This is a genomic window from Daeguia caeni, from assembly GCF_042653845.1.
GTDB classification, from domain to species: domain Bacteria; phylum Pseudomonadota; class Alphaproteobacteria; order Rhizobiales; family Rhizobiaceae; genus Brucella; species Brucella caeni.
Genome location: NZ_JBHSEL010000103.1, coordinates 1 through 17,476, shown reverse-complemented (window position 1 = coordinate 17,476; position 17,476 = coordinate 1). Strand labels below are relative to the sequence as shown.

The following is a 17,476-nucleotide window of genomic DNA, read 5'->3' as shown; positions in this document are numbered from 1 at the left end:
CTGAACAGCCGATCTTGGCCGCTATCGATGATACCGCCGCCCAGCGGGAGGGATGTTCGGCTTCATGCTCCGTCACCATCCGATTTCAAGTGTAAGATCAGCAACGCATTCTTTTAAAGCCAAGGTTTCAGCGCGCAGATCCTTCACTTCCAGCGAAGTTGCTTGACGGGTCGTGTCACCGGATAGTCGCCGTTTCCCAGCCTCGAGGAACTCTTTGGACCAACTGTAATAAAGGCTTTCGGCTATACCTTCGCGACGGCATAACGCGGAAATACTTTCTTCTCCGCGTAGTCCAGCTAAAACAATGCGGATTTTCTCCTCGGCGGAATAATTCTGCCGGGTCTTGCGGCGAATGTTTTTGATCAGCTTATCAGCAGAGGCTTTGGAGGTTCCGGGCTTCTGTGTCATCTCAAGCTCCCAATGGATAAAATGAACCAGAAATCCTCCGTTAATCAAATGCTCAAATTTGTCCCATACGTGCTGAAGTCAGACACCGGTACCTTGATTTGACTTGTGTGCACGCCGTTCTGATTTTCCGGCAACTTCTCGATTTGAAATAATTTTCGGTAATCCGATTCAGAACTGGATATTTCCGATTCAGATGTCTGGATAATCGTTTCAGGTTTCGAGAAAAACGATTCAGGAGGAAACGGCGTTTGGAGGGTGGGGCAGGGAGCGAGGAGGTAGCCTTCTTGTGATCCGGGCCATCCGCCGAGGGCCGGTGCCAGTGGGAGCCGCGCCATGGGCTCCAGGCACATGAACCATGAGTTTCGCCCTCTACTCGGAGAACGCTCAGTGAGGCGTACGCCCGACCAGGTTGATCGAGACTGCAGCTCTCCGGTATTGAGGTCGCAGGATGGCGCTCTTGTTTCCAAGAGTGGGGAAGATAGGTGGTCCTTGGGGCAAGAAACTTGTCGCCTGTGTAAACGTCGTTGTCTCTCTCGTCTTCTATTCCCCCCATTACTTCTTCAAACGCCGTTTGCACCTGAATCGAAAATTTTGAACTTGCCGGCATGCCTTGGGGTGGTTCCATTCGTTGCTGCCGGTCGAAGCATCGGCTGCCGCCATTGATCGTGCTGGCTACTCATCCTCCGGATCGTACAGTCTGAGGGGAAAATCCAGCTAGAATCCTGTTTCTGCCTCTGCTTCAGACTGAGTCTCCGCTGCAGCCTTTTCAAGCTCCTCCCGCACCATGTCCTGGAACCGGCATAGCACGTCGTTTAGTGACCGGCCTATCCCGGTGGTACCAATGATCTGATCGATCTCGCTCACACGATAGACGCCTTGCATGGGGTCTGACGCTCTGTCCGAACAGTCGATGATCGCCATTCCGACAGCCGTGCGTGGCCAAGGAAGAAGCCTTGGTTCTGGGAAAGCCTGTCCACGGCGGACAATGTGGCAGCCATGAACCGGCAGCGCCGTTCTGCGAATGAAGCGGAACTCGTGTCCCAGACGTGGTCGACGAAGAGAATTCGCTGCGCCATCGCGTCAAACTCCACCCAGACAGGACGGCCGTAGGTCCCGACCGGTTTCTGTTCGTCTCCAGAAGGCAGGCGGGGCAGGTTTTCCCAGCTTCCACGTCTTACGTGCTCGAGAGCCGAGCTGAAAATACAAGGTCCGTTCTTGTCGGACTCCACGACTGTCAGGTCTGCGGTCCGCAAGAGTGCCGGAAAGACGCGATTGAACAGATTGTCTTTCCCGTCCAGCGCCGACTGACCGACAGAGACTATTGAAAAGAACCTGTCCAGGAAGGGATCACGTGTGGCAAGTGAAGCGCGCACCCGGTCGATTTCCTCCTTGAGGAACGTGTCAAGCAAAGTCTCAAGTGCGGCGTCATCATGCTGTTTCTCTTCAGGCATGCATGAGCAAAGCATTGCTGTTCATCCTTCATGAATTGGGAACCAGGCTGGTCAAACCTCCAGAGAGAGAGTGCGATTGGACCCGCCCCTGCCGGTCATCGATGGCGAGTGTTCAGTCCGGTAGCGGAGCTATCCTGTTCGGCACTCAGTCGATGTCGTCGGGAATGGGGCCCGCGGGTTTGCCCAGGCGATAGAAGCGCGAATAGGTGCGGGCAAAGCCGAGCTTGAGGTCGATGTACCAGAGCTCGGAGGTAATCCCTCCCGGTACAATGCTGCCGAGGATGGGATGGCCATGCATCGTCCCCTCGAGACAAACCGCCTTGCGGTAGCCGAAACGCCAATTGGCGATCAATGGCGCATCCTCCAGCTCTGACTTGTCCGGCTGCTCGCCGCGCTGCAGCCGCTCGAGGTCGTGCAGGAGAGATCGCAGCGCATTAATCTGCTCGGCCATCCACTCCGCGTCGAAAACGCCGTCACGTGCAATCACACCCATGTCGAGTGTCCTTTCGTAAGAATATTGACGCGCGCACACGCCATCCTCGCGCGCGAAGGCATGGCCACGCTGGTCAGGTTTCAGGTTGAGAGATGTCGGGAGCTCGCCTGACGGTCTTGACGACCAGGCGAACGCAGGGTGGAGCCGCTGCTATGTACGCCGTCGTGACAAGCGGGTGTCACAAGCTCGCCGGGAGGCTTCAAATGATGGAAGAAACCGGGTATCAGCAGACATAGCTTGGCTCCTTGTTACGGAAGGGCTGAGTCAGTCTCCATCGTGGCGTTGCAGCGCCATGGTGGAGACGCCTCCTCAGAGACTGTGAGGAGTATTGCCGGTACTTTTCGGCCCGGCAAGAGGGTTGAGCCAATTCTGCTAAGTCCTGGATGTTGCCGGTTTTTTTTGATCCTGAACCTGGAAATGCTCGAGAGCCAGTGCCGGCAGGGGTTTTGAGCGTTCGGCGCTCTCCGAAAGAGACTGAAGCGCGGTGAAAGTTATCCACAGGAAGCTTGTTTTGGCATTGCAATGAGGCTCATCAGAAGCCTTTCCCCGTCGCCCCATCCCTGGAAGGAGTTACCCACTGCGGAACACTCCGCGGCTAACCTCTGTTCGCCCGTCAAGTCAGCACGGGCGCTCAATCCTGAGGCTCACTGGCTGTGCCAGCCGATGTTTCCGAATCTCCAGCCGCAGGCGACAGCAGGTGGATCTTCCGCCTGAATTCCCATCGGTTCCTGGTGTACTTGTCGATCAGATCTTCGATGGCCTCAGCACTTGCTTTGGAATCAAAGCCCTGGGCAATCAGCCCCTCTAGGATCGTGTTCACGACCCAGGCCAGCATCCTTTCGCGCTTCTCGTACTTCCACCTCCAAGCCTGCGTGATCGCTGCATGCAAGAGAACGCGCGCAATATCGTCCCGGCTGGGACGTCGCTCTGCCTTCATCTTCTTTCTGTATTCGCTCTGCCGCTCCCTTTGCCTACGCAGTCTTTCGCTTTCCCGTCTGCCTGCCATCGTGTCTCCCAAACTGTTGCAAACTTGAGATTATCTTGAGCGCTGTGAGCCACCGGCGCAAATTTGATGAGCTTGGAGCAAGTGCATTGAAGGGCGGCCACGATGACGAGCAAGAGAAAGGAGCGGAAAAGATTACTTGCTCAATCCTCCTTCCAGATTGGCACCCGAGTAGCTTGATCCCCACCAGCCTTCTCACCCTGATCCCCGAGAGGTCCGACCCTGCAGGCTGGAAGGTCTCAATGTGAAGAAAATTGTTACTGCGACACCCCTCGCATTTGATGCGACGTTGCAGGCTGTTCACGTCCACGTCACCAAAAAGCTGGATCACGTCCTCCGGCCTGTAGTAGCTCACCCTCCGGCACGAATGGCACTGCACCCGCAGGAGCAGGCGATGTTCCACCATCCTTGAGAGCGGGTAGCCATAACCGGGAGCGAGTCGATTGATCATGTGGAACAAAGTGAGAACATTTGTCCGTAAGTCAACGACCTTGCTGGAGGCTGGTGGTCAGCCCACTGTGATGGGTGCAGCGGCTCCTTGTAATGTTGTGGATCATGCAGGAAGAGATGGGGGGGCACTGGCCCATCAGCTCTTGGTGTAGGTCGTTCGCTCGACGCCTGCAGATCCGGCTTGGGGATCAGACTGCATTGAGCAAGGTCCTGATCTCAACGCCAGCTCCTTCTGCCGCAGATCGTTGGCTTGGAATCAAGGCCACATGCTGACTGGCTTCCCAGTCGGTTAGTCAGTCGATGGAGCTTCGAGATAATGCTGACCGTCTCCAGTTTGCTACGTAGGCCGCGTCAATCGCGGTCCGACTCGATTTCGATCCCGTGCTCCAACGGCGTATCCAACGGTGATCGGTGTGGGGCAAGAACCACATCTGTTGACAAACCCAGTCTGGATCTAATCTCTGGAAAACTGGTGTCAGACTGGTGCGAGCCGTGAACCAGATCAAAAAATCACTCGTCCGACTGCCTGATCTGGCATCTAAGTATCTGAATTTTAAGGGAAATTTCTGGTAGCGGAGGAGGGATTCGAACCCCCGACACAAGGATTATGATTCCTCTGCTCTAACCTACTGAGCTACTCCGCCACGCGTCGCGTTCAGGATTGAACCGCTTCGGGCTGTTTTGCCAACCGCGTTTCCTGAAAGGAATAGCGGCGGTATATTGGGGGAATTAAACCCTGTCAAGCGTGTCTGAACAGCTTTCGTCTTGTTTTCGTTGATTTGCACGATTAAGGAACTCTGCATCAGAAAAGGCACGGTTTCATGGCACCTCGTATTGCGGTTTTGGGTTGTGGCTATTGGGGCGGCAACCATATTCGTACCCTGAATGCGCTTGGCGCGCTTCAGGCCGTTTCGGATGCAAATCCGGATAATGCTGGGCGATTCGCCTCCCAGTTCGGTGTTCCGGCTGTTCCTGTGGAGGAATTGTTCACCCGTCCGGACATTGACGGCATCGTTCTGGCGCTGCCGGCACAGTTTCATGCGCATTATGCGACACTTGCTGTACAGAATGGCAAGGATGTGCTGGTCGAAAAGCCGATCGCGCTCGAAGTCGCCGATGCCGAATCAGAAGTGGAAGCCGCGCGTGCCAATGGCCGCGTGTTCATGGTAGGCCATGTGCTGCGTTTCCATCCGGCCTTTGAAAAGCTGCTTGAACTGGTTCAGGCCGGTGCACTTGGCAAGATTGGCTATGTCCATTCGCACCGCGTCGGACTTGGCAAGTTCCACACCGAAAATGATGCGCTGTGGGATCTGGCGCCGCATGATCTGTCGATGATTCTGGCCGTGACGGGCGAGGAGCCTTCCGTCATTCGCGGCGAGGGTGCAGCATTGCTTGACCATTTGAGCGATTTTGCTCATCTGCACCTTGAATTTCCGGGCGGCATCAAGGGGCATCTGTTTGCCTCACGCCTTAATCCCTATCGTGAGCGCCGTTTCAGCGTTGTTGGCTCGAAGGGTATGGCGGTGTTTGATGACATGGAGCCGTGGGGCAGGAAGCTTGCGCTTTATCGCCATGAAGTCTGGCGCGAGGGCAACCATTGGGATTTCAAGTCCGCCGAACCGGAATATATCGCCGTTGAAGAGGCCATGCCGCTGACGCGCGAATTGCAGCATTTCCTGCACTGTATCGAAACACGTGAGCAGCCGCGTACCAATGGCAGGGAAGCCATCAGCGTCTTGCGCATTCTGACGGCCGGAACCGTGCGGCATCCAAGGCAGGATTGATCTGGCTTGGCGAGGTGGAGCGTCGTCAAGTGGTGTTACAATATTCGCAAAACTTTGAACAATTCGCAGGTGGCGGGAAAGGCAAGTTGCGAATATTTATGGGGCAAGGATTCGCGCGGGAGCGTGCGGATTGCAGGAAGTGGAGCCAGATATGCAATTTATCGATCTTGGAGCGCAACGCGCGCGTATAGAAGACCGCCTCAATGCAGCTATTTCCAAGGTCGTTGCGGAAGGCCGATATATTCTGGGCCCCGAAGTGGCCGAGTTTGAAAAGCGCCTTGGCGAATATCTGGGTGTTGAACATGTCATCGCCTGCGCCAATGGTACGGATGCCCTGCAGATGCCGTTGATGGCACGCGGCATCGGCCCGGGACATGCCGTGTTTGTGCCGTCCTTTACCTTTGCTGCGACGGCGGAAGTCGTGGCGCTGGTGGGGGCAGAGCCAGTTTTCGTCGACGTTGATCCCGACACCTACAACATCAATGTGGATCAGCTTGAGGAAGCCATTGCCGCCATCCGCAAGGAAGGCCGGCTGGAGCCAAAGGCGATCATTCCGGTTGATCTGTTCGGCCTTGCTGCTGATTTCACGCGTGTGAACGCTATTGCCGAACGTGAAGGTCTGTTTGTGATCGAGGATGCTGCCCAGTCGATTGGCGGCAAGCGTGATAACACCATGTGCGGCGCCTTTGCCCATGTGGGGGCCACCAGCTTCTATCCGGCCAAACCGCTTGGCTGTTATGGCGATGGCGGTGCAATGTTCACCAATGATGCGGAACTGGCTGAAACGCTGCGCTCAGTTCTGTTCCATGGCAAGGGCGAAACGCAATATGACAATGTCCGCATTGGCATCAATTCGCGCCTTGATACGATCCAGGCGGCTATTCTCCTGGAAAAGCTGGCCATTCTCGAAGATGAAATGATCGCGCGTGACCGCATCGCCAAGCGCTATAATGAGGGCTTGCGCGATGTGGTGAAGGTGCCGGAACTGCCGGCCGGTCATCGTTCGGCATGGGCACAGTACTCGATCCAGAGTGAGAATCGCGATGGCCTGAAGGCGCATCTGCAAAGCGAAGGCGTGCCGTCGGTGATCTATTATGTGAAGCCATTGCATCAGCAGACGGCTTACAGGCATTATCCGGTTGCGCCGGGTGGCCTGCCGGTATGCGAGGCGCTGCCATCGCGTATCCTGAGCCTGCCGATGCACCCTTATCTGTCGGAAGCGGATCAGGACAAGATCATCAAGGCCATCCGTTCCTTCCACGGGAAATAAGCCAGAAACCGTTGCAGAAACCCGGCGAAAGCCGGGTTTTCATTGACTGCGTCTGGCCAAAAGCCGCACGACTGCGCGGGCAACGGCCGGCCCGATCAGCAGGATGACAAAAAAGCGGCTTGTCTGCATTGCCACGATGAAGGGCAGATCGACATCGCTTGATGCGGCGATGATGGCAACCGTATCCGCCCCACCGGGGCTGGTGGCAAGATAGGCTGTCAGCGGGTCGATGCCGAGCAGATGGCCGAGCGCCAGACCGAACAGGCCGCAGACAGCAATCAGGATCAGGGTTGAGAAAAACACGGCTGGAAAACGGCGGGCCGTGTGCAGAAGTATGGGGCGCGAAAAGCCAAGGCCGATGCGCCAACCGATCAGTACAAAGCTTGCCACGAGCAGCCAGGGCGGAAGATCAATGGTCACCAGTCCGAAGTCCTGCAACAAGGCCCCCAGTATGAGCGGGATGACCAGAACGCCGGATGGGATGCGGGAGATGACGCCCAGGATCGTGCCGCCAAGGATCAGGAGCAGGGTGGGGCCAAAGCTCGGCCAGTTGATTGCGGGAAACCAGATCACATCCGGGGCTGTCATGGTGTCGGCACCATGGGTCAGGCGGAAGACCAGAGTGGCGACAGTTGTCACCATGACGACGCGGACATATTGCATGAAGGCGACGAGGCGGGCATCTGCGCCATGGTCTTCGGCAAGCAGCGTCATGGCCGTTGCCGCGCCAGGGGCAGCGCCCCAGATCGCCGATGTGCCGGGAAAGACCTTCATCAGCGCCAGGATATAGCCCATCACCATGCTGGCCAGAAGCACGAAGGCTATGGACACGGCAATGACCGGCAGATGGCGCCCCATGCTGAGGAAGAATTCGACCGTGATGGCGCGGGCAATAAATACGCCGACCACAGCCTGTGTGACGAGCGCAAGCGAGCGATGTACCCGGACAGTGGCTTGGCCGGCAGCAATGAAAATTGCACCAAACATGGCGCCAAGAAGGGCTGCAGCCGGAAGTTCACTGGCAAATCCCAGCAGAATGAACAGGGCCGAGACCAGCAATAGCAGCAGCCATTGCAGGGCTCTGGGGGCCTTGACGAGGCTGTAGGCGGCGATTGCAGATCTGAACATTGGTTTCTCGGGATCGTGCCGGAGGCAGAGGGAAGGCCGCGCTGGCAGGTGAACGGTTTCATGAAAAAGGCGGCATCCCGTGGGAAATGCCGCCCTGTATCTGTCTGTCGGAAGTCCGTTCAGCCGATCATGGCGCGGCGCTGCATGGCAAGGCTGTCGGCGGATTCGCGGGCAGATCTGCCATTGTCGCGCGTTTCCAGCGCCTCTGCCTTGGCAAGCTCGGCTTCGGCGATGCGCAGTTCATTTTCGGCCGTTTCCTTCTGCGCCATCAGATCGCGAATCGAGACATAGAGATTGTCACGACGCTGGCGTGCTGCCTTGGCGAAGGTAGGATAGGCAAAATGATTTTGGTCGGTTATGCCCGCCTTGGCTTCTTCTGACTGAATCTGTGCATCCAGCTCGCTGGCCATGCGCTCGAATTCGCCAATCATAAGATCAAGTTGGCCAAGCTGACGACGCTTTTCCTTCACCTGGAACATTTTCAGCCTGACAAGGCTTTCACGTGGCTTCATACGCATTACTCCTTGAACACCAGCCAAGCACTTTACCCGTTGGGGCGTTCTCCCCCTCATTTCATTAACAGGCCCGTCGCGCACCTCTCATTTGTTGCGACGCGCCGTAAGAACCTTGCGTTTTGATTCTCTTACCTGAATCGCTGCCGCCGCAGCCGCCGGGAAATCCCCAGAAAACGAAACAGAAAGTTAAGAATTCGGGTCCCTGGTAACCATTCCTTTACCGGCAAGGTTAATCATACGCGTTAGGACTTAAGGCTCGGTAAATCCCATGTGGTTTTTCGGCAACAGGTGAAAGCTAGAGTCGAATGAATCACTTACGGTAATTTCTTAAAGTACCGATTGGCGGTTTGTCGGAGCTTAATATCTATCAAAAACAGATAGATATTAGAATTTTTTAAATGAGGCAGAATTGTGCTTGCCAACCAGAATCATATTTTGTTAACCATTCGGTGGCACCTTCACATAAAGGCAACGACAGTTCCGTGTGCTGCCTTGAGGGATTTCTGGTCAGCCGCGGAAAGGGGATAAGAGATGCGCGTCCTTTTGATTGAAGATGACAGTGCAATTGCACAAAGCATCGAATTGATGCTCAAGACTGAGAGTTTCAATGTCTATACGACCGATCTGGGTGAAGAAGGCATCGATCTCGGCAAGCTGTATGACTATGACATCATCCTGCTGGACCTGAACCTGCCGGATATGTCCGGTTATGAAGTGCTGCGCACGCTGCGCTTGTCAAAGGTCAAGACGCCAATTCTGATCCTGTCGGGCATGGCTGGCATTGAAGACAAGGTGCGTGGTCTTGGCTTTGGCGCCGACGACTATATGACCAAGCCTTTCCACAAGGATGAGCTGATCGCACGCATTCATGCGATCGTTCGCCGTTCCAAGGGCCATGCGCAGTCGATCATCACCACGGGTGAGCTCGTTGTCAATCTCGATGCCAAGACGGTTGAGATCGCAGGCCAGCGTGTGCATCTGACCGGCAAGGAATATCAGATGCTGGAGCTGTTGAGCCTGCGAAAGGGCACGACGCTGACCAAGGAAATGTTCCTCAACCATCTTTATGGCGGCATGGACGAGCCAGAGCTCAAGATCATCGATGTGTTCATCTGCAAGCTGCGCAAGAAGCTCGATCTGGTCTCCGGCGGCGTCAATTATATCGAAACCGTCTGGGGCCGCGGCTATGTGCTGCGCGAACCAAATGAGGAACTGCGCGAAAGCGCATGAGCCATCGCACAGGCGATGCCTACAAAAGCCCCAAATCCGCAAGGATGAGGGGCTTTTCTTTTGCTGTCATTGCAGGATTGCCGTTGGGTGAAAAAGGCATTTCGTCGGAAGCGGTTGCGATAAAGGCGGAAGCGGTTGCCCGTCCGCAACGGCGCAAAGACAATTGGGCAATCCAGGGTTTCGTGAAAGTCCGGATTGCCCGGAAAACTGCCGGCAATGCCCTTTGTCAGCCGTTCTGTTCCGCCGTGAAGGTGATGGCTTCGTCCGTGACGTCGATGGTGATTTTCATGCCGGCTTCCTCGGCAAGAAGCAGTGTGTAATAGGGCTGCACCGAATGGGCGTCGATCGGATCCTCAGGGGTCTTGCCGGCGTGCAGTTCCTGGAATTTGGGCGGCACGCGCAACATGCGGCCGCGGGCGGTGACCGAGAAACGCGGTTCCGTATCGCCGCCTTCCAGCAGAACATTGAGCGTGCCGCCGCGCGGAATGGCCTGATTGCCGATCAGGATCAGGTTGAGCAGCAGCTTGACCTTGTTCTTTGGCAGCAGAACGCGCGCGCCTTCCCAGATCAGTTCCGGCTTTTCGTTTCTGAAATATTCGTTGGCGACATTCTGCGCGTCGCCCGTGTCGATCTGGACACCCGCCGATCCGGCAGCGCCAAAGGCAATGCGCGCAAATTGCAGGCGGGCAGAGGCATTGCGCGCGCTTGCCTTGATCAGCTCCATTGCATCTTCATCTGCGCCACCTTCTTCCAGCAGTTCCAGGCCATTGTTGATGGCACCAACTGGAGAAATGATGTCGTGGCAGATCCGGCTGCACAAAAGCGCTCCCAGATCCAGCGCAGATAGGTTGACGGACAATGGCATGTTGTTCTCTCCGAAGCGCGGATGGTGAAGCCGCCTGACCATTACAGTCAGTCGGGCTGTTCATGATTGATTCAACTCTGCGCCAGGCGATCGCCTCACGCCGGGTAATGGCGGGCGAATCATCCCGGTTGTTTCCTGAACTGGATACACGGGCATTCGGAGTGTCGCAATAACAAGCCATTAACCATGCCAGACGACAATGCGGCCCGTGTCGTAATTGTGCCGTTAAAGATTTAGACAATAAATTTGCGTTTAATGACCACGATTCGACGGAAACGTCCTGAACTCGCCGTCAGGCTGAACGGGAGCGTCAGACAGAGAAGCGGATAGCCAGAAGGATTGATTTATGGCCTTACCATCCCTGTCCCACTCAAATATTCGCCCGGTGTCCATTGCAGTGGCGCTGATGGTGATGCTGTTTGTTGCCCTTGGCGCACTGACATCGTCAGCGCGGGCCAATAGTGGCTATACGGCGGATGAAATCGTCCAGGCCGGCCATAATTTCTTTGGCTCTGCCTCCAGCGGGCTGGCAGCGGCGGTTGAAAAAGCCTTCCAGAGTTTTGGTCTGCCGAATGGCTATATTCTGGGCGAGGAGGGTTCGGGTGCCTTCATCGGCGGCCTGACCTATGGTGAAGGCATGCTCTATACCAAGAATGCCGGTGATCATAAGACCTTCTGGCAGGGGCCATCGCTGGGCTGGGATTTTGGCGGCGGCGGCTCACGGGTGATGATGCTGGTCTATAATCTGGACGATGTGCAGAATGTCTTCGGGCGTTATGCTGGCGTTGCCGGTTCGGCCTATCTGATTGCAGGGGTAGGCTTTAATGTCCTGAAGCGCGGCAATATCGTGCTGGTGCCGATCCGCACCGGAGTCGGTGCGCGTCTGGGTGTGAATATCGGCTATCTCAAATTGTCCGCATCGCCGACCTGGAATCCGTTCTGACAGATATGCCTGCTTGGAAACAGGGCCCGATCATGCAGATCATGATCGGGCCCATTTTCATGATGGCGTCTGCAAGCTGGCTATGGCGATTTTCATCCAGCCGTGTTTCTATGATTAAACGTTCACAGAAAGCGTGTGTTTCCCCGTGATCCAGTCTGCATTGTTCTTTCTGCTTGGTGTGCTTGTGACGGTGTTCTTCGTTGTTCTGCTGGGGCCGACGGTCTGGCGGCGCGCCATGACATTGGCCAAACGTCAGATACAGGTGGGATTGCCGATGACGCTTGCGGAAATCCGTGCCGACAGGGATGGGCTGCGCGCGGAATATGCCGTAACCATTGCCCGTCTGGAACAGAAGATCCAGCAACTGATTGCGAGCAGGGCGGAGCAGGCGGTGGTCATCGGGCGTCAATATGAAGCGCTCAAACAGATTCCCGTTGTCGAAGCCGAACGGGACAAGAGCTGCAATGAGCGTGATCAGATGCAGCAACAGCGCGATGCCATGGAAGTCGAGCGCAATGCGGCGCTGGAACAGTCGGCCATTCTGCAGGCCGATGTTGAACGGTTGCGGGCGCATGTCCATGCGCTTGAGCAGCTTGCCGAGACTTTACGTGACGAAATAAGCGGCTATGAAACCAGCCAGACCAAACTGAACCGTGAGATTGCCGATATGCACCGTGAGCGCAAGGATGCGACGAACCGATATAATGAGCTGTCGACGCAGCTGACCCGCGCCCAGACGGAGCTCAAGAACGAAAAGCGCAGGAATGACGAGCTGGAGGAAAAGCTGGAACGACTGATTGCGCAATTGTCGGATGCGGAGGAAAAGCTTGAGCGTCAGGTACGGCGCACAGGCTCAAGCGATGCGGTGAGGGCCGAACAGAATGCCGTGTTGCGGGAGGCAATGGCCGATCTTGCCGCCCGCATGGTTGCGGCAACGGCAGCACAGGAAGGGCCGGATTCCCCAATCGGACAAATTCTCGCAACCGACAAGAACAGCGAAAAGGCATCAGGACGCGGGCTTAAGAGCCTTGCCAGCCGTATCCGGGGTTACCAGAAAACATGAGACCGCGCCGGCAAGGCCGGCCTTGCCTGTAGAAAGCCGGTTCTTCCGGCCCTATTGAAAGACCACGACATCCGACCAGTCCGGATGCTCCTTGGCCTGGACATGCATGAAGCGGCAGCGCGGGATGATTTTCCAGCCGCCCTTGCGGGCATCCATGACGGCGCTCTTGGCCAGCGCCTGCGCCAGTCCACGCCCGCGCATATGGTCAGGCACATAGGTATGGTCGATCGAGATCAGGGCCGGGCCGATCTTCGTATAGGTCATCTCAGCCGCAGCGCCGTCAATGGCAGCAATGTAACGTCCGCCATCAGAACTGTCGTCTTTCTGGATGGTCGTTGTACCGGTCATGGAGCCCTCCTTTCACCATGCCCCGAAAGCCGGTAACTGAATCCAGCCGCGGATTTCAGCCAACGGATTCCAAGGGGCCAGCCAGTCCATGATGACGCAGGGCACGGTATTGTGCAAATGAAAACCGGCCACATGGGCTTATCGGTCCCATGGGCCGGTTCCCTTGTCAGGTCCGTAGATCGGAAATGGCCGATCGTCAGGGCACCATGATCTTCATGGGAAACATGGTGCTCTTGTCAGGCCAATCCAGCCATCATTCAGGCATTGCTTCCCGAGGAGAAATGCCGGCATGCAATGTCAGGGCACTGAACTTGACATGCGCTGACAATGAGAAAGCCTGTTGCGGAACATTTCGCTGAAACATTCCGGACAGACCATATTAATGCCGATATTGCTGCAGCCGGGTCGTCCTGAGACCGGCGAGACCATGCTCGTCGATTGAGGATTGCCAGGACAGGAATTCCTCCACGGTCAACGTATAACGCTGGCATGCCTCCTCAAGGCTCAGCAATCCACCGCGAACAGCGGCGACGACTTCGGCCTTGCGGCGGATGACCCAGCGCCGTGTATTGGCTGGGGGGAGGTCGGCGATGGTCAGCGGGCTGCCATCGGGACCAATAACATACTTGATACGCGGTCTTACCAGATCGGTCATTGTACTCTCTACACAACACTCAAGGACCTAATCGTGCACGACCATAAACAAGGAGCTTTAAAAAAGAGCTAAGCCTCTGGTAACGCTCTGGTAATACTTGATAAAATGTCATTAACAATTGGCCGGGAAAGTCCCTGGACAGGGGAGGGCTGCCTAATGTTGAGGCGATGGCGCATATTTTTGATCGCCTGTTGCACGACTTGATGTTGGCAAAATGCCGCATGCGGCTTATATAGAGGCAGCAATTCGGATTTTTAAAAGCAGGGCCGATGCCCGGAGCTGGAATAATCATGAGCCTGAACAGCCTCGATCTGCCGGGAAAGCCGGAAGAAACGCGTGTTGTCGTCGCAATGTCTGGTGGCGTCGATTCTTCTGTCGTGGCCGGTATTCTCAAACGCGAAGGCTATGACGTTGTCGGGGTGACCCTGCAGCTTTACGATCATGGTGCGGCGGTTCATCGCGCCGGCTCGTGCTGCGCAGGCCAGGATATCGAGGATGCGCGACGTGTTTCGGAAAGCCTCGGCATTCCGCATTATGTGCTGGATTATGAAGCGCGTTTCCGTGAGGCCGTGATTGATCCATTCGCCAATTCCTATGTCAGCGGCGAAACGCCCATTCCCTGCGTTGCCTGCAACCAGACAGTGAAATTCGCGGATCTGCTGCAGACCGCGCGCGAGCTTGGTGCGGATGCGCTGGCGACCGGCCATTATATTCGCAGCCGTGCCAATGGCGACCATCGCGCGCTTTATCGTCCGGTCGATTCGGATCGTGACCAGAGCTATTTCCTGTTTGCCACGACGCAGGAGCAGATCGACTATCTGCGTTTTCCGCTCGGCCATCTGCCGAAGTCGGAAGTGCGCAAGATTGCAGAAGAAATGGGGCTCTCTGTCGCCCGCAAGCAGGACAGCCAGGACATCTGCTTCGTGCCGCAGGGCAAATATTCCGACATCATTTCCAAGCTGAAGCCGGAAGCTGCCAATCCGGGCGATATCATTCATATTGATGGCCGGGTGCTCGGCCGTCACGATGGCATCGTGCATTACACGGTTGGCCAGCGCCGCGGCATTGGCATTGCGACGGGTGAGCCACTTTATGTCGTGCATCTTGATGCAGCCAATGCACGCGTGATCGTTGGTCCGCGTGAGGCCTTGCAGACGCATAAGGTTTTCCTGCGCGACATCAACTGGCTGGGCGATGGGGCAATCAGCGATCTGCCAGCATCGGGCATGGAAGTCTATGCCAAGGTGCGCTCGACGCGTCCGCCACGTCCGGCGGTGCTGCACCATGCAGATGGCCAGACCTGGGTTGAGCTGGTTGATGGTGAAAGCGGCATTGCGCCGGGGCAGGCCTGTGTCCTTTATTCCGATGACAGCAATTCGGCCCGCGTCTATGGCGGTGGTTTCATCGCCCGCTCGGAGCGCGAGCCACAGGCCGAGGAAATGCTGCGTCGTCTGGTGGCCGGCACGACAAAGGCGACGGCGGCCTGAAACATTCCGGTCTTGCGCATGAAGGCCCCGGTGTCCGGGGCCTTTTGTTTCAGGAAAACCTGCTGAAGCGTGACAGCGCAATGCCGGAGGCTGTTGCGACATTCAGGCTGTCAAAGCTTGTGGACATGGGAATACGCGCGGTGCGCAGGCTTTCCAGCAGGCGTTTTGGCAGGCCTTCCCCTTCCGTGCCAAGCAGCAGGGCCTGACGGGCGGATTTTTCAATGGCATAAATGCTGTCGGGCGCAGATGGGCTTAGCGCCAGAATATTGAAATGGGCATCCTGAAGCGCGCTGATCAGCGTGTCGATCGTCTCGCCGCGATAATAGGGCACTTTCAGTGTTGCGCCGACCGAGACGCGAATTGCCTTGCGATAGAGCGGGTCACAGCAGGTTGCATCCATCAGCACGCAATCGGCCTCAAAGGCTGCGGCATTGCGGAAAATGGAGCCGACATTGTCATGATTGGATATGCCGCACAGAACGGTAACGAGCGCCTGGTCCGGCAGATGCCGAATGATCTCTTGCAGGTCAGGTTGCGGCTTGCGTCGCCCCACGGCCAATATGCCGCGATGGACATGAAAGCCGGCAACCTGATCCATGACATTCTGCGCAACGACATAGACTGGCACAGATGCAGGCAGCCGTGCCAGTTGCGCTTCAAGCCCAATCAGCCGATTTTCCAGCACCAGCAATGACTCTGTCTCAAAGCGTGCAGCTTGCGAAAACAGTACATTGATGACGACCTTGCCTTCGGCAATGAACCGGTGTTCGCGGCCGACAAGATCCTTCTCGCGAATATCCCTGTAGGGCGCGAGCCTGGAATCGGATGGATCAGATATAAAATGGATGCAGTCGCGGAAATGTTTGCCTTCGAACATGATTATGCGACTGCAACCTGACAAGTCAGCTATCCGTTTGCGCGGCTGACAGTGTGGTGATATTCACGCTGACGCGAAGACGATGGCTTGTTGATATAAAGGCTGGCGAGAGTCGACAGCATCAGTTCGATATGAGGCGAAGAAACCATGTAGTAGATGGTTTGGGCATCACGCCGCGTTGATACGAGGTCAAGCGCACGCAGTTTTGCCAGATGCTGCGACAAGGCGGATTGACTGAGGTCGATTGCCTTGGCCAGAGCGCCGACGGACATTTCGTTGTTCAAGAGCTTGCACAAGATTAAAAGGCGCTTGTTATTTGCAAGCGCTGACAAAAATTCAGCTGCCTGATCGACATTTTCGGTTAAATTCACAAATGAAACTTGATTGGTCATTGGCCGTCATACCCCCGTAAGACTGCTAATAGTTGAAACAGCATCAAACCGCATGATGCTACATATTATGCTTTAATGATATATTTGGGCTTTGAAAAGTCCTCGCTTGTATGCGGGTGGGATAAAAAAAGTGTGATTTGTCCCAAATAAAGTGCTAATTTGTTTCATGCCTATTTATTGATCATATTGTATAACCGGAATAGTACCATTTGGTTTGATTTCCCACAATCAGAAAAGAATAGTCGCAAACGATTGTCCCCTTGAACGAGGTTGATGCCGTCCGGGTCTATGCCGGTGAGTTTCCAGTTGCGCGCTTCGGCGGGCTGTGGGGCCATTTGTGCGGCCAGATTGTTTAGTTCCACGCGGTACTTGTCATTATACTCGGCAAGCAGGGATTCTTCCTGCTCTGCGACCTGTGCGCTGATGTCTGTCGGACAGATCAGATCTTCCCGCACAAGGTTGAAGGCCTTGCCGAAACCGCCATTAAGACTTGCACCTTCCACTTCCAGGCAGAAGAAGGAAAAATCGCCCAGCCCGACATAAAGTTCAGCCTTTGGATTGTGGTTGAGATAGCGTCGGCGAATACGTGCATATTCCGGAGCACTGTGGTCAATCTGTCTGGCCTGACAGAGCAGGGTTATGCGCGGATGGGCTAGCGGATCACCTTTCCCGACCTGACCGAGAAGCAGGGAACAGGATGGATTGGCAATCAGGCCCGGTGTGTGGCTGGCCAAGGCCGAAATCAGAATGATCGGCGTGCCATCCGTATCCGTTGCCACGGCAACGCGGCTGGCAAGCGGCCGCCGGCTTTGGGCATCCAGAACGGCGATGGCGCCATGGGTGGAACTGCGGAGAAGTGTCTTGGCCAGATTGATTGCTTCCGGAGTCGTTGGGCGAATCGGTGATTCTTTCTGTGCCGTGACCATGCTGTCCTCTGTTTCCAACGGAACGGATATACTATTTGCTACTTAAATATTGTATTGTATTCTTAATATAAGCAGGATTGAAAGGGAATAACTAATTGAGATAACTTAAGAGCCCGACCGAAAATTAAGTTGAGCGATTTCAGTAGTTTATGATTCTCTATGTTTACAAAAACTACGGAGGATCAGAT

General features: G+C 55.6%; 18 protein-coding genes, 1 tRNA gene and 1 pseudogene. 6 read left to right on the top strand and 14 right to left on the bottom strand.

The window, feature by feature from the left end; all coding sequences use genetic code 11:
* Positions 1-84: 84 nt before the first annotated feature.
* The 6 genes and pseudogenes from ACFO1V_RS10425 to ACFO1V_RS10400 all read right to left on the bottom strand — a co-directional run.
* A pseudogene (locus tag ACFO1V_RS10425) lies at positions 85-408 on the bottom strand (transposase); the annotation flags it as partial.
* 44 nt (positions 409-452) lie between these two features.
* The gene (locus tag ACFO1V_RS10420; protein WP_380075101.1) at positions 453-743 is read right to left on the bottom strand and encodes a hypothetical protein; all 291 of its coding nucleotides are present in this window, start codon (positions 741-743) and stop codon (positions 453-455) included.
* Between the two features lie 525 nt (positions 744-1,268).
* Positions 1,269-1,859, bottom strand: a complete 591-nt coding sequence (locus ACFO1V_RS10415) for a hypothetical protein (RefSeq protein ID WP_374834268.1) — start codon at positions 1,857-1,859, stop codon at positions 1,269-1,271.
* Between the two features lie 145 nt (positions 1,860-2,004).
* Complete coding sequence (locus tag ACFO1V_RS10410; protein ID WP_374834266.1) at positions 2,005-2,352, bottom strand: DUF6634 family protein; 348 nt, start codon at positions 2,350-2,352, stop codon at positions 2,005-2,007.
* A gap of 631 nt (positions 2,353-2,983) precedes the next feature.
* Positions 2,984-3,358, bottom strand: coding sequence for a hypothetical protein (locus ACFO1V_RS10405; protein WP_374834264.1), 375 nt, complete (start codon positions 3,356-3,358; stop codon positions 2,984-2,986).
* A 1,014-nt stretch (positions 3,359-4,372) separates the two neighbouring features.
* A tRNA-Met gene (locus ACFO1V_RS10400) sits at positions 4,373-4,449 on the bottom strand.
* A gap of 177 nt (positions 4,450-4,626) precedes the next feature.
* Between ACFO1V_RS10400 and ACFO1V_RS10395 the strand changes: the two genes are divergently transcribed.
* A complete protein-coding gene (locus ACFO1V_RS10395) occupies positions 4,627-5,589 on the top strand; it encodes a Gfo/Idh/MocA family protein (protein ID WP_374834262.1) in 963 nt (320 codons plus the stop codon).
* Between the two features lie 151 nt (positions 5,590-5,740).
* The gene (locus ACFO1V_RS10390; RefSeq protein WP_374834260.1) at positions 5,741-6,859 is read left to right on the top strand and encodes a DegT/DnrJ/EryC1/StrS family aminotransferase; all 1,119 of its coding nucleotides are present in this window, start codon (positions 5,741-5,743) and stop codon (positions 6,857-6,859) included.
* A gap of 39 nt (positions 6,860-6,898) precedes the next feature.
* On the opposite strand, the gene ACFO1V_RS10385 is transcribed toward ACFO1V_RS10390, so the two are convergent.
* Complete coding sequence (locus tag ACFO1V_RS10385) at positions 6,899-7,987, bottom strand: AbrB family transcriptional regulator (RefSeq protein WP_374834258.1); 1,089 nt, start codon at positions 7,985-7,987, stop codon at positions 6,899-6,901.
* 119 nt (positions 7,988-8,106) lie between these two features.
* Positions 8,107-8,499: a flagellar export protein FliJ gene (locus ACFO1V_RS10380; protein ID WP_374834256.1), complete on the bottom strand. Its 393-nt coding sequence runs from the start codon at positions 8,497-8,499 to the stop codon at positions 8,107-8,109.
* A gap of 534 nt (positions 8,500-9,033) precedes the next feature.
* On the opposite strand from ACFO1V_RS10380, the gene ctrA reads away from it, so the two are divergent.
* Positions 9,034-9,732, top strand: coding sequence for a response regulator transcription factor CtrA (gene ctrA / locus ACFO1V_RS10375; RefSeq protein WP_374834254.1), 699 nt, complete (start codon positions 9,034-9,036; stop codon positions 9,730-9,732).
* A 226-nt stretch (positions 9,733-9,958) separates the two neighbouring features.
* On the opposite strand, the gene chpT is transcribed toward ctrA, so the two are convergent.
* Complete coding sequence (gene chpT, locus ACFO1V_RS10370; protein WP_374834252.1) at positions 9,959-10,597, bottom strand: histidine phosphotransferase ChpT; 639 nt, start codon at positions 10,595-10,597, stop codon at positions 9,959-9,961.
* A 346-nt stretch (positions 10,598-10,943) separates the two neighbouring features.
* Between chpT and ACFO1V_RS10365 the strand changes: the two genes are divergently transcribed.
* Together ACFO1V_RS10365 and ACFO1V_RS10360 are read left to right on the top strand one after the other, a co-directional pair.
* Positions 10,944-11,540 (top strand): DUF1134 domain-containing protein, encoded by a 597-nt coding sequence (locus ACFO1V_RS10365; RefSeq protein WP_374834250.1) that lies wholly within the window; start codon positions 10,944-10,946, stop codon positions 11,538-11,540.
* Between the two features lie 145 nt (positions 11,541-11,685).
* Positions 11,686-12,603, top strand: a complete 918-nt coding sequence (locus ACFO1V_RS10360; RefSeq protein ID WP_374834248.1) for a coiled-coil domain-containing protein — start codon at positions 11,686-11,688, stop codon at positions 12,601-12,603.
* A gap of 51 nt (positions 12,604-12,654) precedes the next feature.
* Here ACFO1V_RS10360 and ACFO1V_RS10355 read toward each other — a convergent pair whose 3' ends face one another.
* Both ACFO1V_RS10355 and sciP read right to left on the bottom strand, forming a co-directional pair.
* The gene (locus tag ACFO1V_RS10355) at positions 12,655-12,951 is read right to left on the bottom strand and encodes a GNAT family N-acetyltransferase (RefSeq protein WP_374834246.1); all 297 of its coding nucleotides are present in this window, start codon (positions 12,949-12,951) and stop codon (positions 12,655-12,657) included.
* 379 nt (positions 12,952-13,330) lie between these two features.
* Positions 13,331-13,606: a CtrA inhibitor SciP gene (sciP, locus tag ACFO1V_RS10350; RefSeq protein ID WP_374834244.1), complete on the bottom strand. Its 276-nt coding sequence runs from the start codon at positions 13,604-13,606 to the stop codon at positions 13,331-13,333.
* A 290-nt stretch (positions 13,607-13,896) separates the two neighbouring features.
* Between sciP and mnmA the strand changes: the two genes are divergently transcribed.
* The gene (gene mnmA / locus ACFO1V_RS10345) at positions 13,897-15,093 is read left to right on the top strand and encodes a tRNA 2-thiouridine(34) synthase MnmA (RefSeq protein WP_374834242.1); all 1,197 of its coding nucleotides are present in this window, start codon (positions 13,897-13,899) and stop codon (positions 15,091-15,093) included.
* A gap of 49 nt (positions 15,094-15,142) precedes the next feature.
* On the opposite strand, the gene ACFO1V_RS10340 is transcribed toward mnmA, so the two are convergent.
* From ACFO1V_RS10340 to ACFO1V_RS10330, 3 genes are all read right to left on the bottom strand, one after another.
* The gene (locus ACFO1V_RS10340) at positions 15,143-15,970 is read right to left on the bottom strand and encodes a TrmH family RNA methyltransferase (RefSeq protein WP_374834240.1); all 828 of its coding nucleotides are present in this window, start codon (positions 15,968-15,970) and stop codon (positions 15,143-15,145) included.
* 29 nt (positions 15,971-15,999) lie between these two features.
* Positions 16,000-16,362, bottom strand: a complete 363-nt coding sequence (locus ACFO1V_RS10335) for an ArsR/SmtB family transcription factor (protein ID WP_374834238.1) — start codon at positions 16,360-16,362, stop codon at positions 16,000-16,002.
* A 170-nt stretch (positions 16,363-16,532) separates the two neighbouring features.
* On the bottom strand, positions 16,533-17,288 hold the full coding sequence (locus ACFO1V_RS10330; protein ID WP_374834236.1) for a HugZ family pyridoxamine 5'-phosphate oxidase: 756 nt from the start codon (positions 17,286-17,288) through the stop codon (positions 16,533-16,535).
* Between the last annotated feature and the right edge of the window lie 188 nt (positions 17,289-17,476).

Bases quoted from the DNA above. Each gene is read 5' to 3' on its own strand.
- ACFO1V_RS10335 (WP_374834238.1), bottom strand. From the start codon at position 16,362: ATGACCAATCAAGTTTCATTTGTGAATTTAACCGAAAATGTCGATCAG.
- sciP (WP_374834244.1), bottom strand. From the start codon at position 13,606: ATGACCGATCTGGTAAGACCGCGTATCAAGTATGTTATTGGTCCCGAT.
- ACFO1V_RS10340 (WP_374834240.1), bottom strand. From the start codon at position 15,970: ATGTTCGAAGGCAAACATTTCCGCGACTGCATCCATTTTATATCTGAT.
- ACFO1V_RS10390 (WP_374834260.1), top strand. From the start codon at position 5,741: ATGCAATTTATCGATCTTGGAGCGCAACGCGCGCGTATAGAAGACCGC.
- ACFO1V_RS10395 (WP_374834262.1), top strand. From the start codon at position 4,627: ATGGCACCTCGTATTGCGGTTTTGGGTTGTGGCTATTGGGGCGGCAAC.
- ACFO1V_RS10410 (WP_374834266.1), bottom strand. From the start codon at position 2,352: ATGGGTGTGATTGCACGTGACGGCGTTTTCGACGCGGAGTGGATGGCC.
- ACFO1V_RS10365 (WP_374834250.1), top strand. From the start codon at position 10,944: ATGGCCTTACCATCCCTGTCCCACTCAAATATTCGCCCGGTGTCCATT.
- ACFO1V_RS10405 (WP_374834264.1), bottom strand. From the start codon at position 3,358: ATGGCAGGCAGACGGGAAAGCGAAAGACTGCGTAGGCAAAGGGAGCGG.
- ACFO1V_RS10330 (WP_374834236.1), bottom strand. From the start codon at position 17,288: ATGGTCACGGCACAGAAAGAATCACCGATTCGCCCAACGACTCCGGAA.
- mnmA (WP_374834242.1), top strand. From the start codon at position 13,897: ATGAGCCTGAACAGCCTCGATCTGCCGGGAAAGCCGGAAGAAACGCGT.
- ACFO1V_RS10420 (WP_380075101.1), bottom strand. From the start codon at position 743: ATGGCGCGGCTCCCACTGGCACCGGCCCTCGGCGGATGGCCCGGATCA.
- ACFO1V_RS10385 (WP_374834258.1), bottom strand. From the start codon at position 7,987: ATGTTCAGATCTGCAATCGCCGCCTACAGCCTCGTCAAGGCCCCCAGA.
- ACFO1V_RS10380 (WP_374834256.1), bottom strand. From the start codon at position 8,499: ATGAAGCCACGTGAAAGCCTTGTCAGGCTGAAAATGTTCCAGGTGAAG.
- ACFO1V_RS10355 (WP_374834246.1), bottom strand. From the start codon at position 12,951: ATGACCGGTACAACGACCATCCAGAAAGACGACAGTTCTGATGGCGGA.
- ctrA (WP_374834254.1), top strand. From the start codon at position 9,034: ATGCGCGTCCTTTTGATTGAAGATGACAGTGCAATTGCACAAAGCATC.
- chpT (WP_374834252.1), bottom strand. From the start codon at position 10,597: ATGCCATTGTCCGTCAACCTATCTGCGCTGGATCTGGGAGCGCTTTTG.
- ACFO1V_RS10415 (WP_374834268.1), bottom strand. From the start codon at position 1,859: ATGCCTGAAGAGAAACAGCATGATGACGCCGCACTTGAGACTTTGCTT.